Consider the following 19,551-nt stretch of genomic DNA (forward strand, 5'->3'; position numbering starts at 1 on the left):
GCTTGGGCTACCGTCCCGGCATGGGAAGGCCTGACGTTGATTATCTGTCAGGTCGGCCCGCCCCGGCGCACGGATCAGACGCGGAAAAACCAGCCAATTCGGCCCTTTGCTCTACAGCAGCGTTACCACAGCGCTGGCTCATCCATCAGCGCGATCTGTTCGCGCAGTTCGAGGATGCGATCTTGCCAGTAACGTTGTGTATTGAACCATGGGAAGGCGACCGGGAAGGCCGGGTCGTCCCAGCGCCGCGCCAGCCAGGCCGAGTAATGGATCAGGCGCAGGGTGCGCAACGCTTCGATCAGGTTGAGCTGGCGCTCGTCGAAGTCGGCGAAGTCTTCGTAGCCGGCCAGGATGTCGCTCATCTGGCGCACCATGTCGCTGCGCTCGCCCGAGAGCAGCATCCACAGGTCCTGGATGGCGGGCCCGGTGCGGCTGTCGTCGAAGTCGACGAAGTGCGGGCCGTCCGGAGTCCACAGCACGTTGCCGACGTGGCAGTCGCCGTGCAGGCGCAGCTGGGCCGATTCGCCCGCCCGCGCGTAGCAGTGGCGCACCCCGTCCAGGGCTTGCTCGAGCACGCTGGTGTAGGCGGCCAGCAGTTCGGGCGGGATGAAGTCGTTGGCCAGCAGGAAGTCGCGCGGTTCGCGTCCGAAGGTGTCGATGGTCAGGGCCGGGCGCTGGCTGTAGCTTTTCAGGGCGCCGACCGCGTGGATGCGGCCGATGAAGCGTCCGGTCCACTCCAGCACGGCGGGGTCGTCGAGTTCGGGCGCGCGCCCGCCGCGGCGCGGGAAGACGGCAAAGCTGAAGCCGCCGAAGCTGTGCAGGGTGCGCCCGTCCAGGGTGAGCGCGGGGACCACGGGGATTTCGCGTTCGGCCAGTTCCTGCACGAAGGCGTGCTCTTCCAGGATGGCGGCGTCGCTCCAGCGCTCGGGGCGGTAAAACTTGGCCACCACCGGGTCGGCGTCTTCCATGCCGACCTGGTAGACCCGGTTTTCGTAGCTGTTGAGCGCGAGCAGGCGGCCGTCGGCGCGCAGGCCGACGCTGTCGAGCGCGTCGAGCACGCACTCGGGGCTCAGGTTCGAGAACGGGTGGATGGCGGGTGTGTCGGGGTCGGAAAATGGCGTCGTCATGCCCGCTATTGTACGGCGCGCCGCATTTAACAGTACTTCCCGGTGCGCGAACGCGTTAAACTAGCAGCTTCAACGATCAACAAGAGCACGCCATGCAACTCGACCAGCCCCTTTCAGAAAAAGAATTCGACGAACTCGACCAGTTCCTCCTGTCCGACCGCAGTGCGGAAGACGCCATGACCATGGACACCCTGCACGGCTACCTGACCGCCGTGGCAATGGGTCCGGAAACCATCATGCCGGCCGAGTGGCTGCCAAAAGTGTGGGGCGAGGATGAAAAGAGCGTCCCCAAGTTCAAGAATGCCAAGGAAGAAGAACGCATCATCGAACTGATCATGCGCTTCATGAATGAAGTGCTGGTCACGTTTGAAGTGGCGCCCAAGGAATTCGAGCCGCTGTTCTGCGAAGCCGAGCACGAAGGCACGATGCTGCTCGACGGCGAAGCCTGGTGCTGGGGCTTCTGGGAAGGCATGGAACTGCGCCCGGGTTCGTGGGACCCGATCTGGGAATCGGACCTGGAACCGCTGATGCGCCCGATCTACCTGCTCGGCGCCGACGAGATCGAGGAAGAAGAACTGAAAGAAGTCGATACGCCGATGAAAGGCCACAAGCTGGCCCTGGATATCCAGGCCAACCTGCCGGCCATTCACCGCTTCTGGGTGCCGCTGCGCAAGGCTCCGGTGAGCACCGTGAAGCGCGACGAGCCGAAAGTCGGCCGCAACGACGACTGCCCTTGCGGCAGCGGCAAGAAGTACAAGAAGTGCTGCGGCGCCGATCCGGTGGCCGAGTAATGAAGTAGCAAGCCCGGTGCGCGTGGGGCGCAATGCCCTGCGCCGCCGGCGCCAGTTCCGCCAGTTCCGACAGCCGCCCCTGATACAGCGCGGCCACCAGGTCGGACTGGGTGACGATGCCGGCAAACCGGTCTTCGTCGTCGACCACGGGAATGTGGTGCAAGCCGCTGCTGGTCATCAGCGGCACCAGTTCCACGATCGGCGTGCGCACATGCGCCGTGGCCACCCTGGCCGTCATGATCTGCCCCACCACTTCCGGCTTGTCCGAATGCGTCAGTGGGCTGCGTTGCAGCAGTGCGCGCACGCGTCCTCCCAGTCCGCTGTACATGTCCAGGTCGCTATGACGCAGGAAATCGGTCTGGGTGACGATGCCGATCACGCGCCGCGCCCGGTTCAGCACCGGCAGCGCATGCACCTGGTGATGCCGCATCAAGCCCCAGGCGTCGGCCAGCGCCGTGCCGAATTCGAGCGTGACCACGTCACGCCGGTGAGGATCAGGGCCAGGAAGGCGGCCACGCTGGCGCGCCACTGTTCAAGGCGGGCGGCACTGTTGGGCGGGGGTAATAAAGCGGTGAGCCAGGCGGCACGGGGGTCGGACATGAGGGGTAAACCAGGACGGCGAAGCTGCGATTCCACCACAGATGAGCCAGAAAGGTGCAGAGGTGCACTATTTTCGTGCGTTTGCGGCATGCCGGCCCGGCTGTATTGATGTGGTGGACAATGAACGATAAGATTGCATTGTTTCCTAGATGCACATTATAAAAAGGACATCCATGTGGCGGGAAGTGGTATACGGCATCGTACTGCTGGGAATGCTGGCGACGCTAGGCCTGTCGGTGCGTGGCGCAGGGCTGCTGCTGAGCGCCTGGCGCAGCACACGCTGGCCGACCGCCATCGCGCGCATCACCCGCGCCGGCATCCTGGAGCGGCATGACGAGGATGGACCACGCGGCTATTGCCCTCAGGTGGCGTACACCTTTTCGGTCGACGCGACCCAGTATGGCGGCACGCGGATTGCATTCGGCATCGAGAATCTGTACGGCTCGCCAGCGTTTGCCCATGCGTACCACGCCATGCTGCGCGTGGGGATGCATGTGCCGGTGCACTATCATCCGGCAAAACCCGGGTATTCGGTCTTGCGGCCGGGAATTGTCAGAAACAGCTTCCTGCCTTTGTTGCGCGGCATCGCGTGTTTCACCTTGCTGGCATTGGTCCTGACGGTACTTCCGCCCGCGATGGGGGTGCCGCCGCTGCTGGTGCCGGCGTTCCAGGCCATCTCCAATGCGGGAGGCAGCGGCGCCTGGCTGCCGGGAGGGCCGCGATGATCGCGATCGTGATGTATGGCGTGATCCTGTTGATGAATGTTGCCAGCATCGCGGTCATGTATGTCGCGGCCATCTATGTTGCAGTCTTCGCTGTTGCGCTGAGGGTTGCGCTACAGAACGTGACAATACCGTTCACCTGGATCGCCGGCACCCGCCAAAGCACAGCGGCCCGGCTTGCGCTCCTGATAGGGAAGCAAGCCGGGCCGAAGAACGGCGTCACGCGGGCGATTTATTGACCGCGCGGGCCTTTGTCGGCGCCCTGGTGATCCTTGACGCCGTCATTCTTGTGGTTGCCGGCGACCTCGTCCTCTTCGGCACGCTGGCGGTTCTTGGTGGCTTCCTGCTGCGCCTGTTCGTTTGCGCGCTGCTGCTGCTCACTTGGGTCGTTGGTGTGCTTGGTCATAGAGCCTCCTGTTTGTTTGAGACACAACAATACGCCCTCCCCCCTTCCCGTTCCGTTCGCCAACCCACGTAAGCGGAAATTTATTTCCTGCGGCACAGCTTATGGCGGCGGCAAGCGTTCCAGCACGGCATCGAACGGGAGCTTGGCGTTATGCGGCGGTTCGAGCAGCGTGTCGATGCCTTTGAAGGTCTTGCCGGCCAGGGCCCAGCCCAGCGGGGTGTGGGTTTCCGATGGCATGCCGAACCACAGGAAGCGCACCGGGCCGGGTGGCAGGATCGCGGCCATGTCGCGCCGTTCCGCCGTGACGGCGAAGGTGGCGCGCGCCGTGCGGGTATTGAACAAGCCCAGTGGCGGCGCCAGCAGTTCCGACAGGAAGGTCGTATCCATGCGCGCGCCGGCCGGGTCTTGCTTCTCCCTGGGCGCCAGCGCCTCGGGCGAATTGCTGATGACGATCACGACCGGGTCGATGTCGTAGTGGCGCTCGCGCCACTCGTCCAGCGTCGGGCGCATCGCGAACAGCAGGTCGCGCACCGATTCGACGCCGGAGTTTTCAAAGTAGCCGCCATCGATGACTCTTCCCCACGGCGCCCGTTCCACTCCCGGCGCGCACGCCACCAGTTGCTTGCCCGCGCGGCAGGCCGACACCGTCCCGGCCGGGCTGACATAGCTGAAGCGCGCGCTATTGTGCACCGCCGTGCCCAGGCTCATCTGGTGCAGGTCGAGCACCGGGTCGAGCGCATCGTAGGCATCCGGAAAGCTGCCGTCGATGACCAGGTCGCTGGCGATGATGCGGTTGCCGCCATCGACCAGGGTGGCGTTGAGCAGCAGCGAGGGCACGTTCATGGCGCCGTCGGCGGCCCACAGCTGGTCGAAGCGGCGCCCGAAGCGCTCGTTGCCGGTCGCGCTGTGCCAGCCCTGCTCCCAGCCCGCTTCCATCGCGCGGGCGCGGTCCGCCGCCGGCATCGCGAACGGCAAAAAGCGCTGCAGCATGTCCGGATAGAGCATGTAGCCGAGCGTGGGCGACAGGAAGTCGCGCTGCAAGACCTTGCGCATGCATTCCTGGTAGGGCGTGCCGCGCCCGCCGCGCGCGCAATAGGCGTTGGCCAGGCCGTTGCCGCCGTCGTCGGCCACCAGTGCGGCGAAGGCGCTGCCGCCCAGGCTGCCTCCGGAGACGCCGCTGAGCGCGAACAGGTGGCGCCCGAAGCGCGCCTCGCTGTCATCCTGCAGCTTGGCCAGCACCATGCCGGTCCAGTAGGCGGCGCGGATGCCGCCGCCTTCGGCCGCCACCACGTACAGGGGAAACGGCCGCCGCGGCAGCAGCGCGCCGCTGTCGACGCGCGTTTGCAGCCATTGATTGAGCTTGTCCTTGACGGTGCGCCGGATCAGCGGTGGATCATTCGCTTCGATGGGAAGCAGCCTGACCTGGTGATTGTCGTTCCACAGGCTGAACACGATGAACAGCAGCAGCGGCAGCGCCGCCATCGAGGGCAGCCTGGCCTGCTTGAAGGAATAGGTCAGCACCAGGTCGCCGAACAGGATCCAGCTGGCGAAGGCGAAGCACAGCAGCGCCGGCGCGGTGACATAGCGCGTGACTTCGACCGGCCAGATCCACACGGCGAACAGCAGCACGAACGTGAGCGCGATGGCGAGCGACACCGTCAGCACCGTGCGCTGTTGCAGCGACTCGAAGCGGATCGAGCTGGTCTGCCCCTCGAAGCCGTGGAAACGCGAGGCGAACCAGGCGCGCCGCTTGAGCACGAATACGCCCATGGCGAAGGCGGTGATAAAGCAGGCCAGCGCCAGCGCCGGCTGGCCCAGGCGCTGGAACTGGATCGACAGCACGCTGGCCGGCACGATGCCGAGAAAGCGCGGCAGCCACATGCGGATGCCATTGACGAAGGGCGTGTCGGTGCGATCCAGCAGGGAGGTGCCGTCGAACACGCGGCCGAGGGTCAGGCGCGCGCTGTACCAGGCGGCGGTGGACCAGCTGGCCACGGAAAAGATGAAGATTGGAAAGGTCCAGCCCGGATCGCTGACCAGGAGCAGCGATTCGGCGCCCTGGGGAATGAAGGCCAGGCCGGCGGAACAGAGCAAGGTGAGGCTGACGCTGTAGACGCAGCGCCACAGGATCGACCCGATTTCCTTGCCGCGCTCGCCGACCACGCGCACGATGCTGACCATGTGTTCTCCTTGTGGATGGAAGCGCCGTTGTGCCGCGTGCCGCCGGATTCCGCTTAATTTGTTGTAGCCGCTAAACGATGCTCCGTCGTCCCCGCGCCAAGGCGGCACTCGGCGGGGGACCCAAGTTCGCACCGTAGCCGACCATTGATCGACAAACTTGGGGGCCCGCCCAGTACCGCCGTGGCGCGGCGACGAGAGTATCGGTAGATCCGGATCGAAGCCGACTCAAACTCAGCTCGTTCCCCTAGCGCATCGCCAGCGCCTGTCGCTTCTTCGGTGGCGGAAATGCCCGGTCCAGGTCTTCCAGGTCGAACGCGGTGAGCACCACCTCCGCCGCCGCCCGGTTCTGGCGCACGTGGGCCGGATCGGCCGCCTTGGGAATGGCCACCACCCCGTCCTGCCGCAGCAGCCACGCCAGCGCGATCTGCCCCGCCGTGCAGCCATGCCGCCCGGCCACCGCCACCAGGCTCGGATTGCCCAGCAGCGCCTCGCGCTCCGGGCCCGCCGACTCCAGCGGCGAATACGCCATCAGCGGCATGCCCTGCTTGCGCGACCACGGCAGCAAATCCCACTCGATCCCGCGCTTGGCCAGATTGAATAGCACCTGGTTCACGGCAATCCCGCGTCCGCCGGGCAAGGCGTCCGCTTCCAGCATGTCGCCCAGGTCGACATTGCTCACGCCGAAATCGAGGATCTTTCCTTCCTGTTGCAGCGCCTGGAAGGCGTCCAGCGTTTCCGACAGCGGCACCGCCCCGCGCCAGTGCAGCAGGTACAAATCGATGCGGTCGGTCGCGAGGCGGCGCAGGCTGCGCTCGCAGGCCGCGCGCACCCCGCGCTGGTCGGCGTTGTGCGGATACACTTTGCTGACGATGAACGCCTGCTCGCGCCGCCCGGCAATCGCCGCGCCCACCACTTCCTCGGCCCCGCCCTCGCCATACATCTCGGCCGTGTCGATCAAGCCCATGCCAAGATCCATGCCCAGCCGCAGCGCGCCAATCTCGTCCTGGCGCCGCGCCGGGTCTTCTCCCATGTTCCACGTACCTTGTCCGAGCGCGGGAATGAGGCGTCCGGACCGCATCGTTACAGTTTTCATGTCGCACGATCCCATTGCTGTTGCGTAAAGATCATTCTAGAGGAAAAAGCCATTCCCGGCGCAAGGTGCAGCGGCCCGCCAGCGGCGGCGCGGCACGCAATACAACAGGGGGAAAGGCGTGCCCCGGCCAGGACGGCCGGGGCGAAGACTAGGCACTTACAGCTTGATGAAATGCTCGCGGTAGTAGCGCAGCTCTTCGATCGATTCGATGATGTCGGCCAGCGCCGTGTGCTTCTGGTGCTTCTTGAAGCCGCTGACAATTTCCGGCTTCCAGCGCTTGCACAGTTCTTTCAGCGTCGACACATCCAGGTTGCGGTAGTGGAAGAACGCTTCCAGCTTCGGCATGCCGCGCACCATGAAGCGGCGGTCCTGGCAAATGGTGTTGCCGCACATTGGCGACTTGCCGGCGGGAACGTAGTTCTTCAGCCAGGCGATCAGTTGCGCTTCGGCTTCGGCTTCGGTCACGGTCGATGCCTTGACCTTGTCGATCAGCCCGGAGCGGCCGTGGGTACCCTTGTTCCACGCATCCATCTTGTCGAGCGTCTCGTCCGACTGGTGGATGGCGAACACCGGGCCTTCGCCCAGGATGTTCAGGTGCATGTCGGTCACGACCACCGCCACTTCGATGATGCGGTCGGTATCGGGCTCCAGGCCCGTCATTTCCATGTCCACCCAAACCAGGTTGAACTCATTTGGGCGCGCTAACGCGGCCGGTGCTGCTAAATCAGTGGCATGTGACATAATTCTCTCTTGGCCTAAACAATCCTGCATTTTCTCACAGGCACAGAATGTCTTCACTCGCGTTTTCGATATTGTTCGTTTCTTTCTTGATTTTGACCCTGGTACTGCGCTTTTGGCTGTCCAGCCGCCAGTTGCGCTGCGTGTTGGCCCACCGCGGCGCCGTCCCGGCCGATTTTGCCGAAAAAATTCCCCTTGCAGCACACCAGAAAGCGGCCGCCTACACCGCCGCCAAGATCCATTTTGGCCTGCTCAGCTTGCTGTTCAGCAGCGCCGTCCTGATCGCTTTCACCCTGCTCGGCGGCCTCCAATGGCTGGCCATCGCCTTGCTGCCGCACACCGGCACCGGCATCGCCTTCCAGATCGCCCTGTTGGTCGCCTTTGCCGCCGTGAGCGGCGTGCTCGACCTGCCGTTCGACTACTACCGCCAGTTCGTGCTCGAAGCGCGCTTCGGCTTTAACAAGATGAGCCTGGGCCTGTGGATCGCCGACGCCCTCAAGGGTACGGCCCTCGGTCTCGTGCTCGGCCTGCCGCTGATCTGGGTGGTGCTGCAATTGATGGAAAAAAGCGGCGACCTGTGGTGGTTGTACACCTGGCTGGTCTGGATCGGTTTCCAGCTGGTGATGATGGTCATCGCCCCGACGCTGATCATGCCGCTGTTCAATAAATTCGAGCCGCTCAAGGACGACAGCCTGCGCCAGCGCATCGAAGGCTTGATGGCCCGCGTCAACTTCGCCGCCAAGGGCCTGTTCGTGATGGACGGCTCCAAGCGCAGCGCGCACAGCAACGCCTTTTTCTACGGTTTTGGCGCCAACAAGCGCGTGGTCTTCTTCGATACCCTCATCGCCAGCCTGACCCAGCCCGAAATCGAAGCGGTGCTGGCGCACGAACTGGGCCACTTCAAGCTGCGCCACAACCTCAAGCGCATGGTGATCGGATCGGTCGTCTCGCTGGCCTTCCTGGCCCTGCTGGGCTACCTGAAAAACCAGACCTGGTTCTACAGCGGCCTGGGTTTCGATCCGATGCCGGGGGTGCCGATGGACGCCGTGGCCCTGCTGCTGTTCATGCTGGTGCTGCCGGTATTTACCTTCCTGTTCTCGCCGCTGACCTCGATCAGCTCGCGCAAGCACGAATTCGAAGCCGACGCCTTCGCCGCCACCCACACCGACGCGCGCGACCTGATCTCGGCGCTGGTCAAGATGTACGAAGAAAACGCCTCCACGCTCACGCCCGACCGGCTGCACTCGACCTTTTACGACTCGCACCCGCCGGCCAGCATCCGCATCCATCAACTCAACCTGGCGGTCCGATGAGCCTTCCTACCCTATCCTGCCGCGCCAACGCGGCCGCCCTCGACGCCGGCGCCATCGCCGCCCTGCTTGCGCAGGTGCCCGGCTGGGCCGTCATCGACGGCAAGCTGGAGCGCAGCTTCACCTTTAAAAACTATTACGACACCATGGCCTTCGTTAACGCGCTGGCCTGGATCAGCCACCATCAGGACCACCATCCGGAACTGACGGTCACCTACAAGGAGTGCGCAGTGCGCTACAACACCCATTCGGCCGGCGGCGCGCTGTCTGACAACGACTTTATCTGCGCGGCCAAGGCCAATGCGCTGTTCGACCAGCGGAGCGGCGCATGAGCGGCCCGGGCGTGCCGGCAGCGGCCGGCCTGACCGGCACCATCATCGCCGCCCACGGGCGGCATTACCTGGCCGATGTGGCCGGACGCAAGCTGCAATGCGTCACGCGCGGCAAAAAAACGAATATCGCCGTGGGCGACGTGGTCAACCTCAAGATGACCTCGGACGACCAGGCCGTGATCGAATCGATTACCGAGCGCAAGACCTTGCTGTACCGTTCCGACCAGTACAAGTCGAAGCTGCTGGCGGCCAACCTGAGCCGCCTGTTCATCGTGGTGGCGACCGAGCCGGGCTTTGCCGATGACTTGATTTCGCGCTCGCTGGTGGCGGCCGAAGCGGCCGGCATCGAGGCCCACCTGATCCTCAACAAGACCGACGTGGCCGAGCTGCTGCCCAAGGCGCGCGAGCGCCTGCTGGCCTACACTTCGCTCGGCTACCCGCTGCACGAAGTGTCGGCGCGCGCCAATCCGGAGCACGCGGTGGCCACCCTGATGCCGCTGCTCGAAGGGGAATCGTCGATTTTCATCGGCCAGTCGGGCATGGGCAAGTCGTCGCTGATCAATCTGCTGGTGCCGGACGCCGATATCGCGGTGCGCGAGATTTCAGCGGCGCTCGACACCGGCAAGCACACCACCACCTTCACGCGCCTGTATTCGCTGGGCGAGCAGGCCTCGATCATCGACTCGCCGGGGTTCCAGGAATTCGGCCTGTATCACCTGAGCGAAGGGATGCTGGAACGCGCGTTCGTGGAATTCGGGCCGTATCTGGGCGGTTGCAAGTTCTACAACTGCCGCCACCTGATCGAACCGCAGTGCGCGATCCTGACGGCGGTCGCGGAAGGCAAGATCGCCAAATTCCGCCACACGCTGTACGGACAGCTGCTGCACGAGTCGGCGCAGACGCTGTACTGATCCGCCCCCGTCGTTCCCGCTGGCCCGTCGTTTCTTCCAATGGCAGAAACGACGGGTTGGTCGCCTTTTCAGCATACAATGGCAACACCATCGTAAAGGGGTCCCGGCAATGGAGATGTTCACCGTCGATGTCAACGTTGCACAATGGGAGTCCGCCCTGTCCTCCCTGCGCGGCATGGAGCGCTTGCCGGTGCTGCTGCCGCTGGCCTGGCACCTGCGCCAGCGCGACCCGGCCCGCGCCCTGATGCTGGCCGGCGAAGCGCTCTCCCAGCTGCCCCTGTCCGACCTCCCGCCCGACCGCTGCGCCAGCTTGGAGGCGCGCATGCACCTGCTGCACGCCGAATGCGAATGGCTCGACGGCGCGCTCGACCTGGCCTGCGCCCACGCCTGCGAACTGCTATCGCGCTTCACGCTCCTGGACGACCACGCCGGCTGCGCCGACGCCCACTGGCTGCTGGCCTGGATCGCGATCGACCGCGGCGACCATGACGGCAGCGACGCCGCCTTTGCCGACGCCGCCGCCAGCGCGCGCCAGGCCGGCGACGCCTTGCGCACCGACCTGGCCGAAGCGGCCCTCGCGCGCTGGGCGGTGCTGCGCGACCCGGTCGCCGCCATCAGCCGCTGGGGCCAGCGCTTCGACGCCGACAGCAGCCGCCTGCACCCATCCCTGGCCACCTGGGTCAACGACTTTCTCGGTCTTGCCGCCAGCCAGGCGGCCGACTTCGCGGCCGCCGCCAGCCACTACATGCGCTGCTACGAATCGGCGCTCGACACCGGCCAGGTGCGCGCCGCCATCACCGCCGCCACCAACATCGGCGAAGACTTCACCATCCTCAACGACCACCATTCGGCGCTCGAATGGGTCCAGTGCGCGCTCGAACTGGCGCGTCCCACCGGCTGGCCGCGCAGCGTCGGCGCCTGCCTGATGCACAGCGCCGACAGCCTGCGCCGCCTGGGCCAGCTCGATGCCGCGCACGACATGCTGCAAGAAGCGCTGACCATCATGAAACCGCTGGAAAACGCGCGCAGCTACGCCATCGCCCTGCAATACCTGGGCGACCTGTCGCTCGACAAGGGCGACTACGCATGCGCGCTGGACGCCTTTACGCGCCTGGCCGCGCGCGCCGAAGCGCTCGACCAGGCCGATTTTCGCAGCATCGCGCGGCGCGGCCAGGCGCACGCGCTGTCGCACCTGGGCCGCGCCAGCGACGCCATCGCGGTGGCCGCCGCCGCCGCCGCCATGGCCGCCGCCCCCGGCTACGCCTACAACCAGATCGCCGCGCTGCGCGTGATGGCGCTGATCCACGCCCAGCACGCGCTGCCGCCGCCGCCCGGCATGGTCGAACCGAATCCGGTGCTGCACTACCTGCAGCAGGCGCTGTCGGTGGCGTCCACCATCGAAGGCTACACCGTGCCGGGCGACCTGTACGACGCCATGGCGCGCGAATACGCGGCCGCCGGCGACTACGCGCGCGCCTATGAAGTGGCGCTGGCGGCGTCCAGCTCGCGCGAAAAGACCCACAGCCAGGAAGCGACCAACCGCGCCATCGCCATGCAGGTGCATCACCAGACCGAGCACGCGCGCAGCGAGGGCTACCACCACCGCGAGCTGGCCGAATCGGAAGCGCGGCGCGCCGAAATCCTGCAGCGCACCAGCGCCACGCTCGAACGCCTGTCGGCCATCGGCCAGGAGATCACGGCCCACCTGGACGCCGCCGCCGTGTTCCAGGCGCTCGACCGCCACATCCACGGCCTGCTCACCGCCAGCACCTTCGCCATCTACCTGATCGACGCCGCCGGCACCACGCTGAACCGCGCCTTTGGCGTGGAACTGGGGCGCGAACTGCCCAACCACGTCATTGCCCTGTCCAAGGGCGAGGCCTATTCGGTGCGCTGCCTCGACGAGCGCCGCGAAATCTACATCGAGCACTGGCCCGATGCCGAGCACCGCAAGGTGGTGCCGGGCACGATGGTCAATATGAGCGCGCTGTTCGTGCCGCTGACGGTGGGCGAGCGCGCCATCGGCGTGATGACGGTGCAGGCGCCGCAATCGCACGCCTATGGCGAAAACGAGCGCATGATTTTCCGCACCCTGTGCGCGTACGGCGCGATCGCGCTCGATAACGCCGAGGCTTACCGCCAGTTGCAGGATGCGCAGACCCAGCTGGTGTCGCAGGAAAAGCTGGCCGCCCTCGGTTCCCTCATGGCGGGGGTGGCGCACGAACTCAATACCCCGATCGGCAACAGCCTGCTGATCGCCAGCACCATGCAGGAAAAGACCGCCGAAATCGAGGCGCTGATGAACGGGCCGGGCTTGCGCCGCTCCGAGCTGGCCGCCTTCATCACCGATTCGCAAAAGGCGGCGGCGCTGGTGCTGCGCGGGCTGACCAGCGCGGCGGACCTGGTCAACAGCTTCAAGCAGGTGGCGGTCGACCGCACCACCGAGCAGCGCCGCTTCTTCAACCTGCAGCAGGTCTGCCACGAAATCATCGCCACCATGATGAACCGCATCCGCGCGGCCAACCACAATATCGACATGAGCGTGTCGGACGCGATCGGGATGGACAGTTATCCGGGGCCGTTCGGGCAAGTCATCACGAACTTCATCAACAACGCCCTGCTGCACGCGTTCGCGCCGGGCCACAGCGGCAGCATGACGCTGACGGCCTCGATGCCGGCCGAGGGTCGGGTGCTGGTCGAGTTCCACGACAACGGCGGCGGCATCCGGCCCGAGCACCTGGGCCGGATTTTCGATCCATTTTTTACCACCAAGCTGGGCCAGGGCGGCAGCGGGCTGGGACTGTCGATCAGCTACAACATCGTCACCTCGCTGCTGGGCGGGCAGATCACGGTGGTCAGCAGCGCGCAGGACGGCACCAGCTTCGTGCTCGACCTGCCGCTGACGGCGCCGCAGCATGTGGACGCCGACGTGACGGCGATCTACTGATTTACCGTACCAGCACCAGGTCCTGGTCGGTCGCCAGGCGCGCGTGCAGCCAGCAGTCGCGGTGCGCCACGCCATGCACATAGCTGCCGCGCATCAGGCCCTCGCGCTGGAACCCGCAGCGTTCCAGCACGGCGGCGGCGGCCGGGTCGGCGGCCGGGGTGGCGCCCGCCAGCCGGTGCAGGCCCATGCGCGTAAAGGCATGCCTGACCACGGCGCCGACCGCCTCGCGCCCGTAGCCCTGGCCGCGCTCGGAGCGCAGGACCAGGAAGCCGATCTCGCCGATGGTGTCGGCCACGAGCATGACCGCCACCGTCCCGAGCGCGCGGCCATCGCGGTAGACGATCCAGGCGCTGGTCATGTCGGGACGCTCGGCCAGCGCCTGGCACAAATGCACCCATGCTTCGCGTTCGTCGTCGTCTTCCAGGCGCGCGCGCAGCGCCCGGGCACAGATGCTGTCGAACGGTTCCAGCACCAGGCGCGCTGTGCTGATCAGCGCCACCATGGACAGCACGCTGCGGGCCTTGCCCGCCGTGGCGCTCAATCGAGCCTCGCGCCGCTTCGGGCGCGCGCCGCTTCGGGCGCGCGCCGCGCCGCGCGCGGCAAGAATGCTGGTGGCCACCAGCGGCCAGGCAGGTCTGAACATGCACGACTCCCGAATCGACAACACCGGCAAACTGCGCATCACCCGCCGCGCTGTGCTGCATGCGGGCGATCGATGTCAGGCTAACGGGGCCGCCCGCGCCCGGCAAAGATAATTAGCATTATTTACACGCGCAGCCGTATTGACAATCCGGGGGCGTCTTTATGGCGCCGCCGGCGGCCAGATGCTTTCGCACCACTCTTGCACCCCGAACATACAAAACCCTTATAATTGAATCGATAACACCCGCCACCGGCCGTTCCCATGTCCCTAAAAAAACCCATCAAGCACTTCCTGCAATTTGCCGACTTCACCCTGGCCGAGTTCGAATACGTGATCGAACGGGCCAAGATCATCAAGCGAAAATTCAAGAATTACGAGGTCTATCATCCCCTGATCGACCGCACCCTGGTCATGGTATTCGAGAAAAACTCGACCCGCACCCGGCTCTCCTTCGAGGCCGGCATGCACCAGCTGGGCGGCGCCGCCATCTACCTGAACACGCGCGACAGCCAGCTCGGTCGCGGCGAGCCGGTGGAAGACGCCGGCCAGGTGATGAGCCGCATGTGCGACATCATCATGGTGCGCACCTTCGGCCAGGACATCATCGAGCGCTTCGCCGCCCATTCGCGGGTGCCGGTGATTAACGGCCTGACCAACGAACACCATCCCTGCCAGGTGCTGGCCGATATCTTCACCTACGTCGAACACCGCGGCTCGATCGCCGGCAAGATCGTCACCTGGGTGGGCGACGCCAACAACATGCTGTACTCCTGGCTGCAAGCGGCCGAAGTATTCGGTTTCCACCTGAACGTATCGACTCCCAAAGGCTACGACATCGACCATGCGCTGGTGTCGACCTCCCGCTTCACCGTCTTCGACAACCCGTCGGACGCGTGCCAGGGCGCCCATCTGGTCAACACCGACGTCTGGACCAGCATGGGCTACGAGAAGGAAAACGCGGCCCGCCTGGCGGCCTTCGACGGCTACATCGTCGATGGCGCCAAGATGGCGCGCGCCGCACCCGACGCGCTCTTCATGCACTGCCTGCCGGCCCACCGCGGCGAGGAAGTCGCGGCCGAGGTCATCGACGGACCGCAGTCGGTGGTCTGGGACGAGGCCGAAAACCGCCTGCACGTGCAAAAGGCGCTGATCGAATACCTGCTGCTCGGCCGGCTCGATGGCGGCGCCAGCGGCAGCGCAGAATAACGATTCTTCAACCCAAGATTGGAAACTCCATGAGCGACATTAAAAAAGTAGTCCTCGCCTATTCGGGCGGCCTGGACACCTCGGTCATCCTCAAATGGCTGCAAGATAACTACAAGTGCGAGATCGTCACCTTCACCGCCGACCTGGGCCAGGGCGAAGAGCTGGAACCGGCGCGCGCGAAAGCCATCAAGTTCGGCATCAAGCCGGAAAATATCTACATCGACGACGTGCGCGAAGAATTCGTGCGCGACTTCGTGTTCCCGATGTTCCGCGCCAACACCGTGTACGAAGGCGAATACCTGCTGGGCACCTCGATCGCGCGTCCGCTGATCGCCAAGCGCCTGATCGAGATCACGCGCGCCACCGGCGCCGACGCCATTTCGCACGGCGCCACCGGCAAGGGCAACGACCAGGTGCGCTTCGAACTGGGCGCGTATGCGCTCAAGCCGGACGTCAAGATCATCGCCCCGTGGCGCGAATGGGACTTGCTGTCGCGCGAAAAACTGCTGAAGTACGCGGAAGACGCGGGCATCGCGGTCGACATGAAGCACAAGAACGGCGGCGCGCCCTACTCGATGGACGCCAACCTGCTGCACATTTCCTTCGAAGGCCGGCATCTGGAAAACCCGAGCGCCGAAGCCGAGGAAAGCATGTGGCGCTGGACCGTCAGCCCGGAAGCGGCGCCCGACCAGGCCGAGTACCTCGACCTCGAATACGAACAAGGCGATATCGTGGCGGTCAATGGCGTGCGCATGTCGCCAGCCACGGTGCTGACGGAACTGAACCGCCTCGGCGGCAAGCATGGCATCGGCCGCCTGGACCTGGTCGAAAACCGCTACGTCGGCATGAAGTCGCGCGGCTGCTACGAAACCCCGGGCGGCACCATCATGCTGCGCGGCCACCGCGCCATCGAATCGATCACCCTGGACCGCGAAGTGGCCCACCTCAAGGATGACCTGATGCCGCGCTACGCCTCGATGATTTACAACGGTTACTGGTGGGCGCCGGAGCGCGTCGCGCTGCAAACCCTGATCGACCATACCCAGCAAACCGTGAACGGCTGGGTTCGCATGAAGCTGTACAAGGGCAATGTGATCGTGGTGTCGCGCGATTCCAAGACCGATTCCTTGTTCGACATGAACATCGCGACGTTTGACGAAGATGGCGGCGCCTACAACCAGGCCGACGCCGGCGGCTTCATCAAGCTCAACGCATTGCGCATGCGCATCGCCGCCGTGGCGCGCGAAAAACGCGGCCAGTAAGCGGCAAAAAGCAAGCTCTTCCCCGGTGGGCCGCGCGCCCGCCGGCCGGCGCGGCCCGCATGCGGCCGCGCGCTCCCCTCCCCCGCAAAAAATTTCCCGTTCTCCGCGGCGAATTGTCCCGTGCTCTGCCTCAACGATGTTACATTTATAGCGAACAACATCGTTCCCGGAGAGACCCATGTTTACTGACCTGAGCATCAAGAACAAGCTGTTTCTCGGCTTCGGCGGCATCGTCGCCATCATCCTGTTCCTGCTGATCCTGGCCTACAACAATTTCTCCAAGATGTCCGATGCAAACCGCTGGGACCGCCACACCCTGGAAGTGCTGCTTGAAACCAACAAAATCGCCACCAGCGTGCTGGAAATCCAGGCCGAGGTGCGCGGTTACCTGCTGACCGGCGAGGAACGTTTCCTGTCGCCCCAGGTCGACGAGGAAAAATCGCTGCTGGAAAACGTCCAGCGCGCGCTTCGCCTGACCGCCGACAACCCGGCCCAGAATGCGCGTATCCGCAAGCTCGACGCCATGACCGGCACCTGGCTCAAGACCGTGATCCGGCCCATGATCGCCAAACGGCGCGCCTTGGGCAAGGTGGCCGACGCCGCCGAGCAGATCGCGCGCTGGCCCGAGCTCAGCAACGGCTTCCAGATCGTCAGCGAAGTACGCGGCCTGATCGCCCAGATCGCCGACGAGGAAAATGCCTTGCTGACGGCGCGCTCGACCGAATCGGCGCAACTGCAAAAAACCATGTCCCTGCTGCTGAGCCTGGGCGGCGCAGTGTGCGTGGCGCTGGCCTCGATCGTGGCCTGGATGCTGGCGCGCGCGCTGCTCACCCCGCTCAACAACCTGACCGAGGCGGTCGGCAAGATCGCCGCCGGCCAGCAGGCGGCGCGCGCAGCCGTGATCTCGCGCGATGAACTGGGCAAGGTCACCGAGGAATTCAACCGCATGGCGCAATCGATCCAGGATGGCCAGGCCAACGAGGCGGCCGCCACCAACCTGCTGCGCGCCAATGTCGACGCCCTGCTCGACGTGGTCTCCAAGGCCGCCATCGGCGACCTGACCGGCACCGTGGCCATCACCGGCAGCGACGCCATCGGACGCATGGGCGAGGGCTTGAAAACCATGGTCGGCAACCTGCGCATCTTGCTCAACAATGTGCAGAAGGCCGGCATCCAGGTCACCACCTCGGCCACCGAAATCGCCGCCTCGGCCAAGCAGCAGGAAGCGACCGGCATCGAACAAGCCCAGACCAGCATCGAAATCCTCTCGACCACCAAGGAAATCTCGGCCAACACCACCCAGCTGCTCAAGACCATGGAAGACGCCACCGCGGTGGCCGACTACACCACCAGCGCCACCGCCGAGGCCCAGCAAAACCTGAAACGCATGGACAGCACCATGCAGCACATGGTCTCGGCCACCGATTCGATCAATGCCAAGCTGGCCGCGCTGTCGGAAAAAGCCAGCAACATCAACAGTGTGCTGATCACGATCACCAAGGTGGCCGACCAGACCAACATCCTCTCGCTCAACGCCGCCATCGAAGCCGAAAAAGCCGGCGACGCCGGGCGCGGCTTCTCGGTGGTGGCCACCGAAATCCGCCGCCTGGCCGACCAGACCTCGGTGTCGACCTGGGACATCGAGCAAATGCTCAAGGAAATGCAGTCGGCGGTATCGGCCAGCGTGATGGGCATGGACAAATTCTCCGAAGAGATCCGGCGCAGCGTGGGCGAAGTGCGCCAGGTGGGCGAACAGCTCTCCACCGTGATGGACCAGGTGCAAAAGCTGGCGCCCCAGTTCGACCTGGTGCTGCAGGGGATGCAGTCGCAGGCGGTGGGCGCCTCGCAGATTTCCGACACCATGATGCAGCTCAACGACGCCACCCAGCAGACCGTCGAATCGCTCAAGGCCACCAGCGAAGCGGTGCACCAGCTGCAGTACGCGGCCAGCGACCTGCAATCGTCGGTGGCGACCTTCTCGGTCAACACCTGAGGCTGCGGCGATGAAAGTCATGGTCTTTCATATCGGCGCCGACCGCTACGCCCTGCCCCTGCGGGCGGTGGCGCGCGTGCTGCCGGCCGCCGCCCTGAAGGCCATCCCGCTCGCGCCAGGCTACGTGGCCGGCCTGCTCGACCTGCACGGCGCGCCGGTGCCGGTGATCGACCTCTCGGCCCTGGCCGGCGTGCCGCCCGGGCAGCTGTGGTACGACTCGCGCATCATCCTGGTCGACTATCCGCTCGCTGACGGCGATGCCGACGGCGCCACCCGCCCGCTCGGCCTGCTGGCCGAACACGTGATCGGGGTCGACACCATCGACATTGCCGCGCTGGCCGATGCCGGCGTCGCCGGCGCCCCCTTCCTGGGCCAGGTGGCCGCCGGCGGCGCCGGCCTGCTGCAACTGGTCAGCCTCGCGCAGCTGCTCAGCGCCGAGGTGCGCGCGCAACTGTTCCCCGCCAGCGGAGCGCCCGCATGAAAGCGCGCGACCTGCTGCAGCAGGTAACGGGGCTGAACCTGACCGAGGCCGTGGTCGGGCGCGCCGTCGAACGGCGCATGCAGGCGCTCGCGCTGGACGACACGCGCGCCTACCAACGCCTGCTCGCGGACGGCGCGGCGGAACTGGGCGCGCTGACCGAACTGGTGGTGGTGCCCGAATCGTGGATGTTCCGCGACGCCGAAGCGTTCGTCGCGGCCACCGCGTTTGTCGCACGGCGCCTGGCGGCCAGGCCGGCGCGCCCGCTGCGCATCCTGTCGGTGCCGTGCGCCGGCGGCGAAGAACCGTACTCGATGGCCATGTCGCTGCAAAGCGCGGGCGTGGCTGCCAGCGACTATGCGATCGACGCGGTCGACCTGTCCGAGGTGGCGCTGGCGCGCGCCCGCGCCGGCCTGTACACCCGCAACGCCTTCCGCGGCCGCCACCTCGATTTCCGCGAACGCTACTTTACAGCGGCCGGCGCCGAGTACCAGATCTGCGACGACATACGCGCCCAGGTGAGCTTCAACCAGGCCAACCTGCTCGATCCCGCCTTTTCCAGCCGGCCGGGCTACTACGACGTCATCTTTTGCCGCAATCTGCTGATCTACTTCGACGACCCCACCGTGACCGCCGCCATCGCCAGCCTGGCGCGCCTGCTGGCCGACGACGGCATCCTGTTGGCCGGCTATGCCGAGGTGCCGGCCTTCTGCCGCAACGGTTTTGCCACGCTGCGCGCGCCCGGCGCCTTCGCCCTCGAAAAGGCCGGCGCCCAGGCTTCCTGGCCGCCGCGCATTCCGGCCCGCCAGCA

At 65.5% G+C, this 19,551-nt stretch carries 19 protein-coding genes and 1 pseudogene; 12 read left to right on the forward strand and 8 right to left on the reverse strand.

The annotated features are described in order from the left end of the window. Positions 1-122 precede the first annotated feature (122 nt). Entirely contained in the window at positions 123-1,127 is a 1,005-nt protein-coding gene (locus tag PO883_RS08175; RefSeq protein ID WP_289309309.1) for a serine/threonine protein kinase, read from the reverse strand. 92 nt (positions 1,128-1,219) lie between these two features. Between PO883_RS08175 and PO883_RS08180 the strand changes: the two genes are divergently transcribed. After that, positions 1,220-1,918 carry a UPF0149 family protein gene (locus PO883_RS08180; RefSeq protein ID WP_289309310.1) on the forward strand — a complete coding sequence of 233 codons (699 nt, stop codon included), beginning with the start codon at positions 1,220-1,222 and terminating at the stop codon, positions 1,916-1,918. A gap of 145 nt (positions 1,919-2,063) precedes the next feature. On the opposite strand, the pseudogene PO883_RS08185 reads toward PO883_RS08180, so the two are convergent. Both PO883_RS08185 and PO883_RS08190 read right to left on the reverse strand, forming a co-directional pair. Beyond that, positions 2,064-2,348 (reverse strand): annotated as a pseudogene (locus tag PO883_RS08185) (CBS domain-containing protein); the annotation flags it as partial. Then, complete coding sequence (locus PO883_RS08190; RefSeq protein ID WP_289309311.1) at positions 2,348-2,518, reverse strand: hypothetical protein; 171 nt, start codon at positions 2,516-2,518, stop codon at positions 2,348-2,350. The pseudogene PO883_RS08185 and the gene PO883_RS08190, both read right to left, overlap by 1 nt. 173 nt (positions 2,519-2,691) lie before the next feature. Between PO883_RS08190 and PO883_RS08195 the strand changes: the two genes are divergently transcribed. Next, positions 2,692-3,243 carry a DUF3592 domain-containing protein gene (locus PO883_RS08195; RefSeq protein ID WP_289309312.1) on the forward strand — a complete coding sequence of 184 codons (552 nt, stop codon included), beginning with the start codon at positions 2,692-2,694 and terminating at the stop codon, positions 3,241-3,243. Then, on the forward strand, positions 3,240-3,479 hold the full coding sequence (locus PO883_RS08200; protein ID WP_289309313.1) for a hypothetical protein: 240 nt from the start codon (positions 3,240-3,242) through the stop codon (positions 3,477-3,479). The genes PO883_RS08195 and PO883_RS08200 overlap by 4 nt, the downstream gene beginning before the upstream one ends. On the opposite strand, the gene PO883_RS08205 is transcribed toward PO883_RS08200, so the two are convergent. The 4 genes from PO883_RS08205 to orn all read right to left on the reverse strand — a co-directional run bounded on the left by PO883_RS08205 (position 3,473) and on the right by orn (position 7,661). Further along, positions 3,473-3,646 (reverse strand): hypothetical protein, encoded by a 174-nt coding sequence (locus tag PO883_RS08205; RefSeq protein ID WP_289309314.1) that lies wholly within the window; start codon positions 3,644-3,646, stop codon positions 3,473-3,475. The genes PO883_RS08200 and PO883_RS08205 overlap by 7 nt on opposite strands. Before the next feature lie 99 nt (positions 3,647-3,745). Further along, positions 3,746-5,827, reverse strand: coding sequence for a hypothetical protein (locus tag PO883_RS08210; protein WP_289309315.1), 2,082 nt, complete (start codon positions 5,825-5,827; stop codon positions 3,746-3,748). A 244-nt stretch (positions 5,828-6,071) separates the two neighbouring features. After that, positions 6,072-6,920: an aldo/keto reductase gene (locus PO883_RS08215; protein ID WP_187363236.1), complete on the reverse strand. Its 849-nt coding sequence runs from the start codon at positions 6,918-6,920 to the stop codon at positions 6,072-6,074. Positions 6,921-7,076: 156 nt separating this feature from the next. Further along, complete coding sequence (gene orn, locus PO883_RS08220) at positions 7,077-7,661, reverse strand: oligoribonuclease (RefSeq protein WP_289309316.1); 585 nt, start codon at positions 7,659-7,661, stop codon at positions 7,077-7,079. Positions 7,662-7,708: 47 nt separating this feature from the next. On the opposite strand from orn, the gene PO883_RS08225 reads away from it, so the two are divergent. From PO883_RS08225 to PO883_RS08240, 4 genes are all read left to right on the forward strand, one after another. Further along, positions 7,709-8,971 (forward strand): M48 family metallopeptidase, encoded by a 1,263-nt coding sequence (locus PO883_RS08225; RefSeq protein ID WP_289309317.1) that lies wholly within the window; start codon positions 7,709-7,711, stop codon positions 8,969-8,971. Continuing rightward, positions 8,968-9,300: a 4a-hydroxytetrahydrobiopterin dehydratase gene (locus PO883_RS08230; protein ID WP_289309318.1), complete on the forward strand. Its 333-nt coding sequence runs from the start codon at positions 8,968-8,970 to the stop codon at positions 9,298-9,300. Before PO883_RS08225 ends, PO883_RS08230 begins: the two co-directional genes overlap by 4 nt. Then, a complete protein-coding gene (rsgA, locus tag PO883_RS08235) occupies positions 9,297-10,211 on the forward strand; it encodes a ribosome small subunit-dependent GTPase A (protein ID WP_289309319.1) in 915 nt (304 codons plus the stop codon). Before PO883_RS08230 ends, rsgA begins: the two co-directional genes overlap by 4 nt. A gap of 109 nt (positions 10,212-10,320) precedes the next feature. Then, positions 10,321-13,158, forward strand: coding sequence for an ATP-binding protein (locus PO883_RS08240; RefSeq protein WP_289309320.1), 2,838 nt, complete (start codon positions 10,321-10,323; stop codon positions 13,156-13,158). Between the two features lies 1 nt (position 13,159). Here PO883_RS08240 and PO883_RS08245 read toward each other — a convergent pair whose 3' ends face one another. Next, the gene (locus PO883_RS08245; RefSeq protein ID WP_289309321.1) at positions 13,160-13,801 is read right to left on the reverse strand and encodes a GNAT family N-acetyltransferase; all 642 of its coding nucleotides are present in this window, start codon (positions 13,799-13,801) and stop codon (positions 13,160-13,162) included. Positions 13,802-14,062: 261 nt separating this feature from the next. Between PO883_RS08245 and argF the strand changes: the two genes are divergently transcribed. From argF to PO883_RS08270, 5 genes are all read left to right on the forward strand, one after another. Beyond that, complete coding sequence (gene argF / locus PO883_RS08250) at positions 14,063-15,007, forward strand: ornithine carbamoyltransferase (RefSeq protein ID WP_289309322.1); 945 nt, start codon at positions 14,063-14,065, stop codon at positions 15,005-15,007. A 29-nt stretch (positions 15,008-15,036) separates the two neighbouring features. Next, positions 15,037-16,269 (forward strand): argininosuccinate synthase, encoded by a 1,233-nt coding sequence (locus tag PO883_RS08255; RefSeq protein ID WP_289309323.1) that lies wholly within the window; start codon positions 15,037-15,039, stop codon positions 16,267-16,269. A 178-nt stretch (positions 16,270-16,447) separates the two neighbouring features. Continuing rightward, the gene (locus tag PO883_RS08260) at positions 16,448-18,262 is read left to right on the forward strand and encodes a methyl-accepting chemotaxis protein (protein ID WP_289309324.1); all 1,815 of its coding nucleotides are present in this window, start codon (positions 16,448-16,450) and stop codon (positions 18,260-18,262) included. 10 nt (positions 18,263-18,272) lie between these two features. Beyond that, complete coding sequence (locus PO883_RS08265) at positions 18,273-18,743, forward strand: chemotaxis protein CheW (RefSeq protein WP_289309325.1); 471 nt, start codon at positions 18,273-18,275, stop codon at positions 18,741-18,743. After that, positions 18,740-19,551, forward strand: an 812-nt coding sequence (locus tag PO883_RS08270) for a protein-glutamate O-methyltransferase CheR (protein WP_289309326.1), incomplete at its 3' end; no start/stop codon positions are given. The genes PO883_RS08265 and PO883_RS08270, both read left to right, overlap by 4 nt.

Origin of the sequence: Massilia sp. DJPM01, from assembly GCF_030348125.1 — a bacterium.
Lineage (GTDB): Bacteria > Pseudomonadota > Gammaproteobacteria > Burkholderiales > Burkholderiaceae_D > Telluria_A > Telluria_A frigida.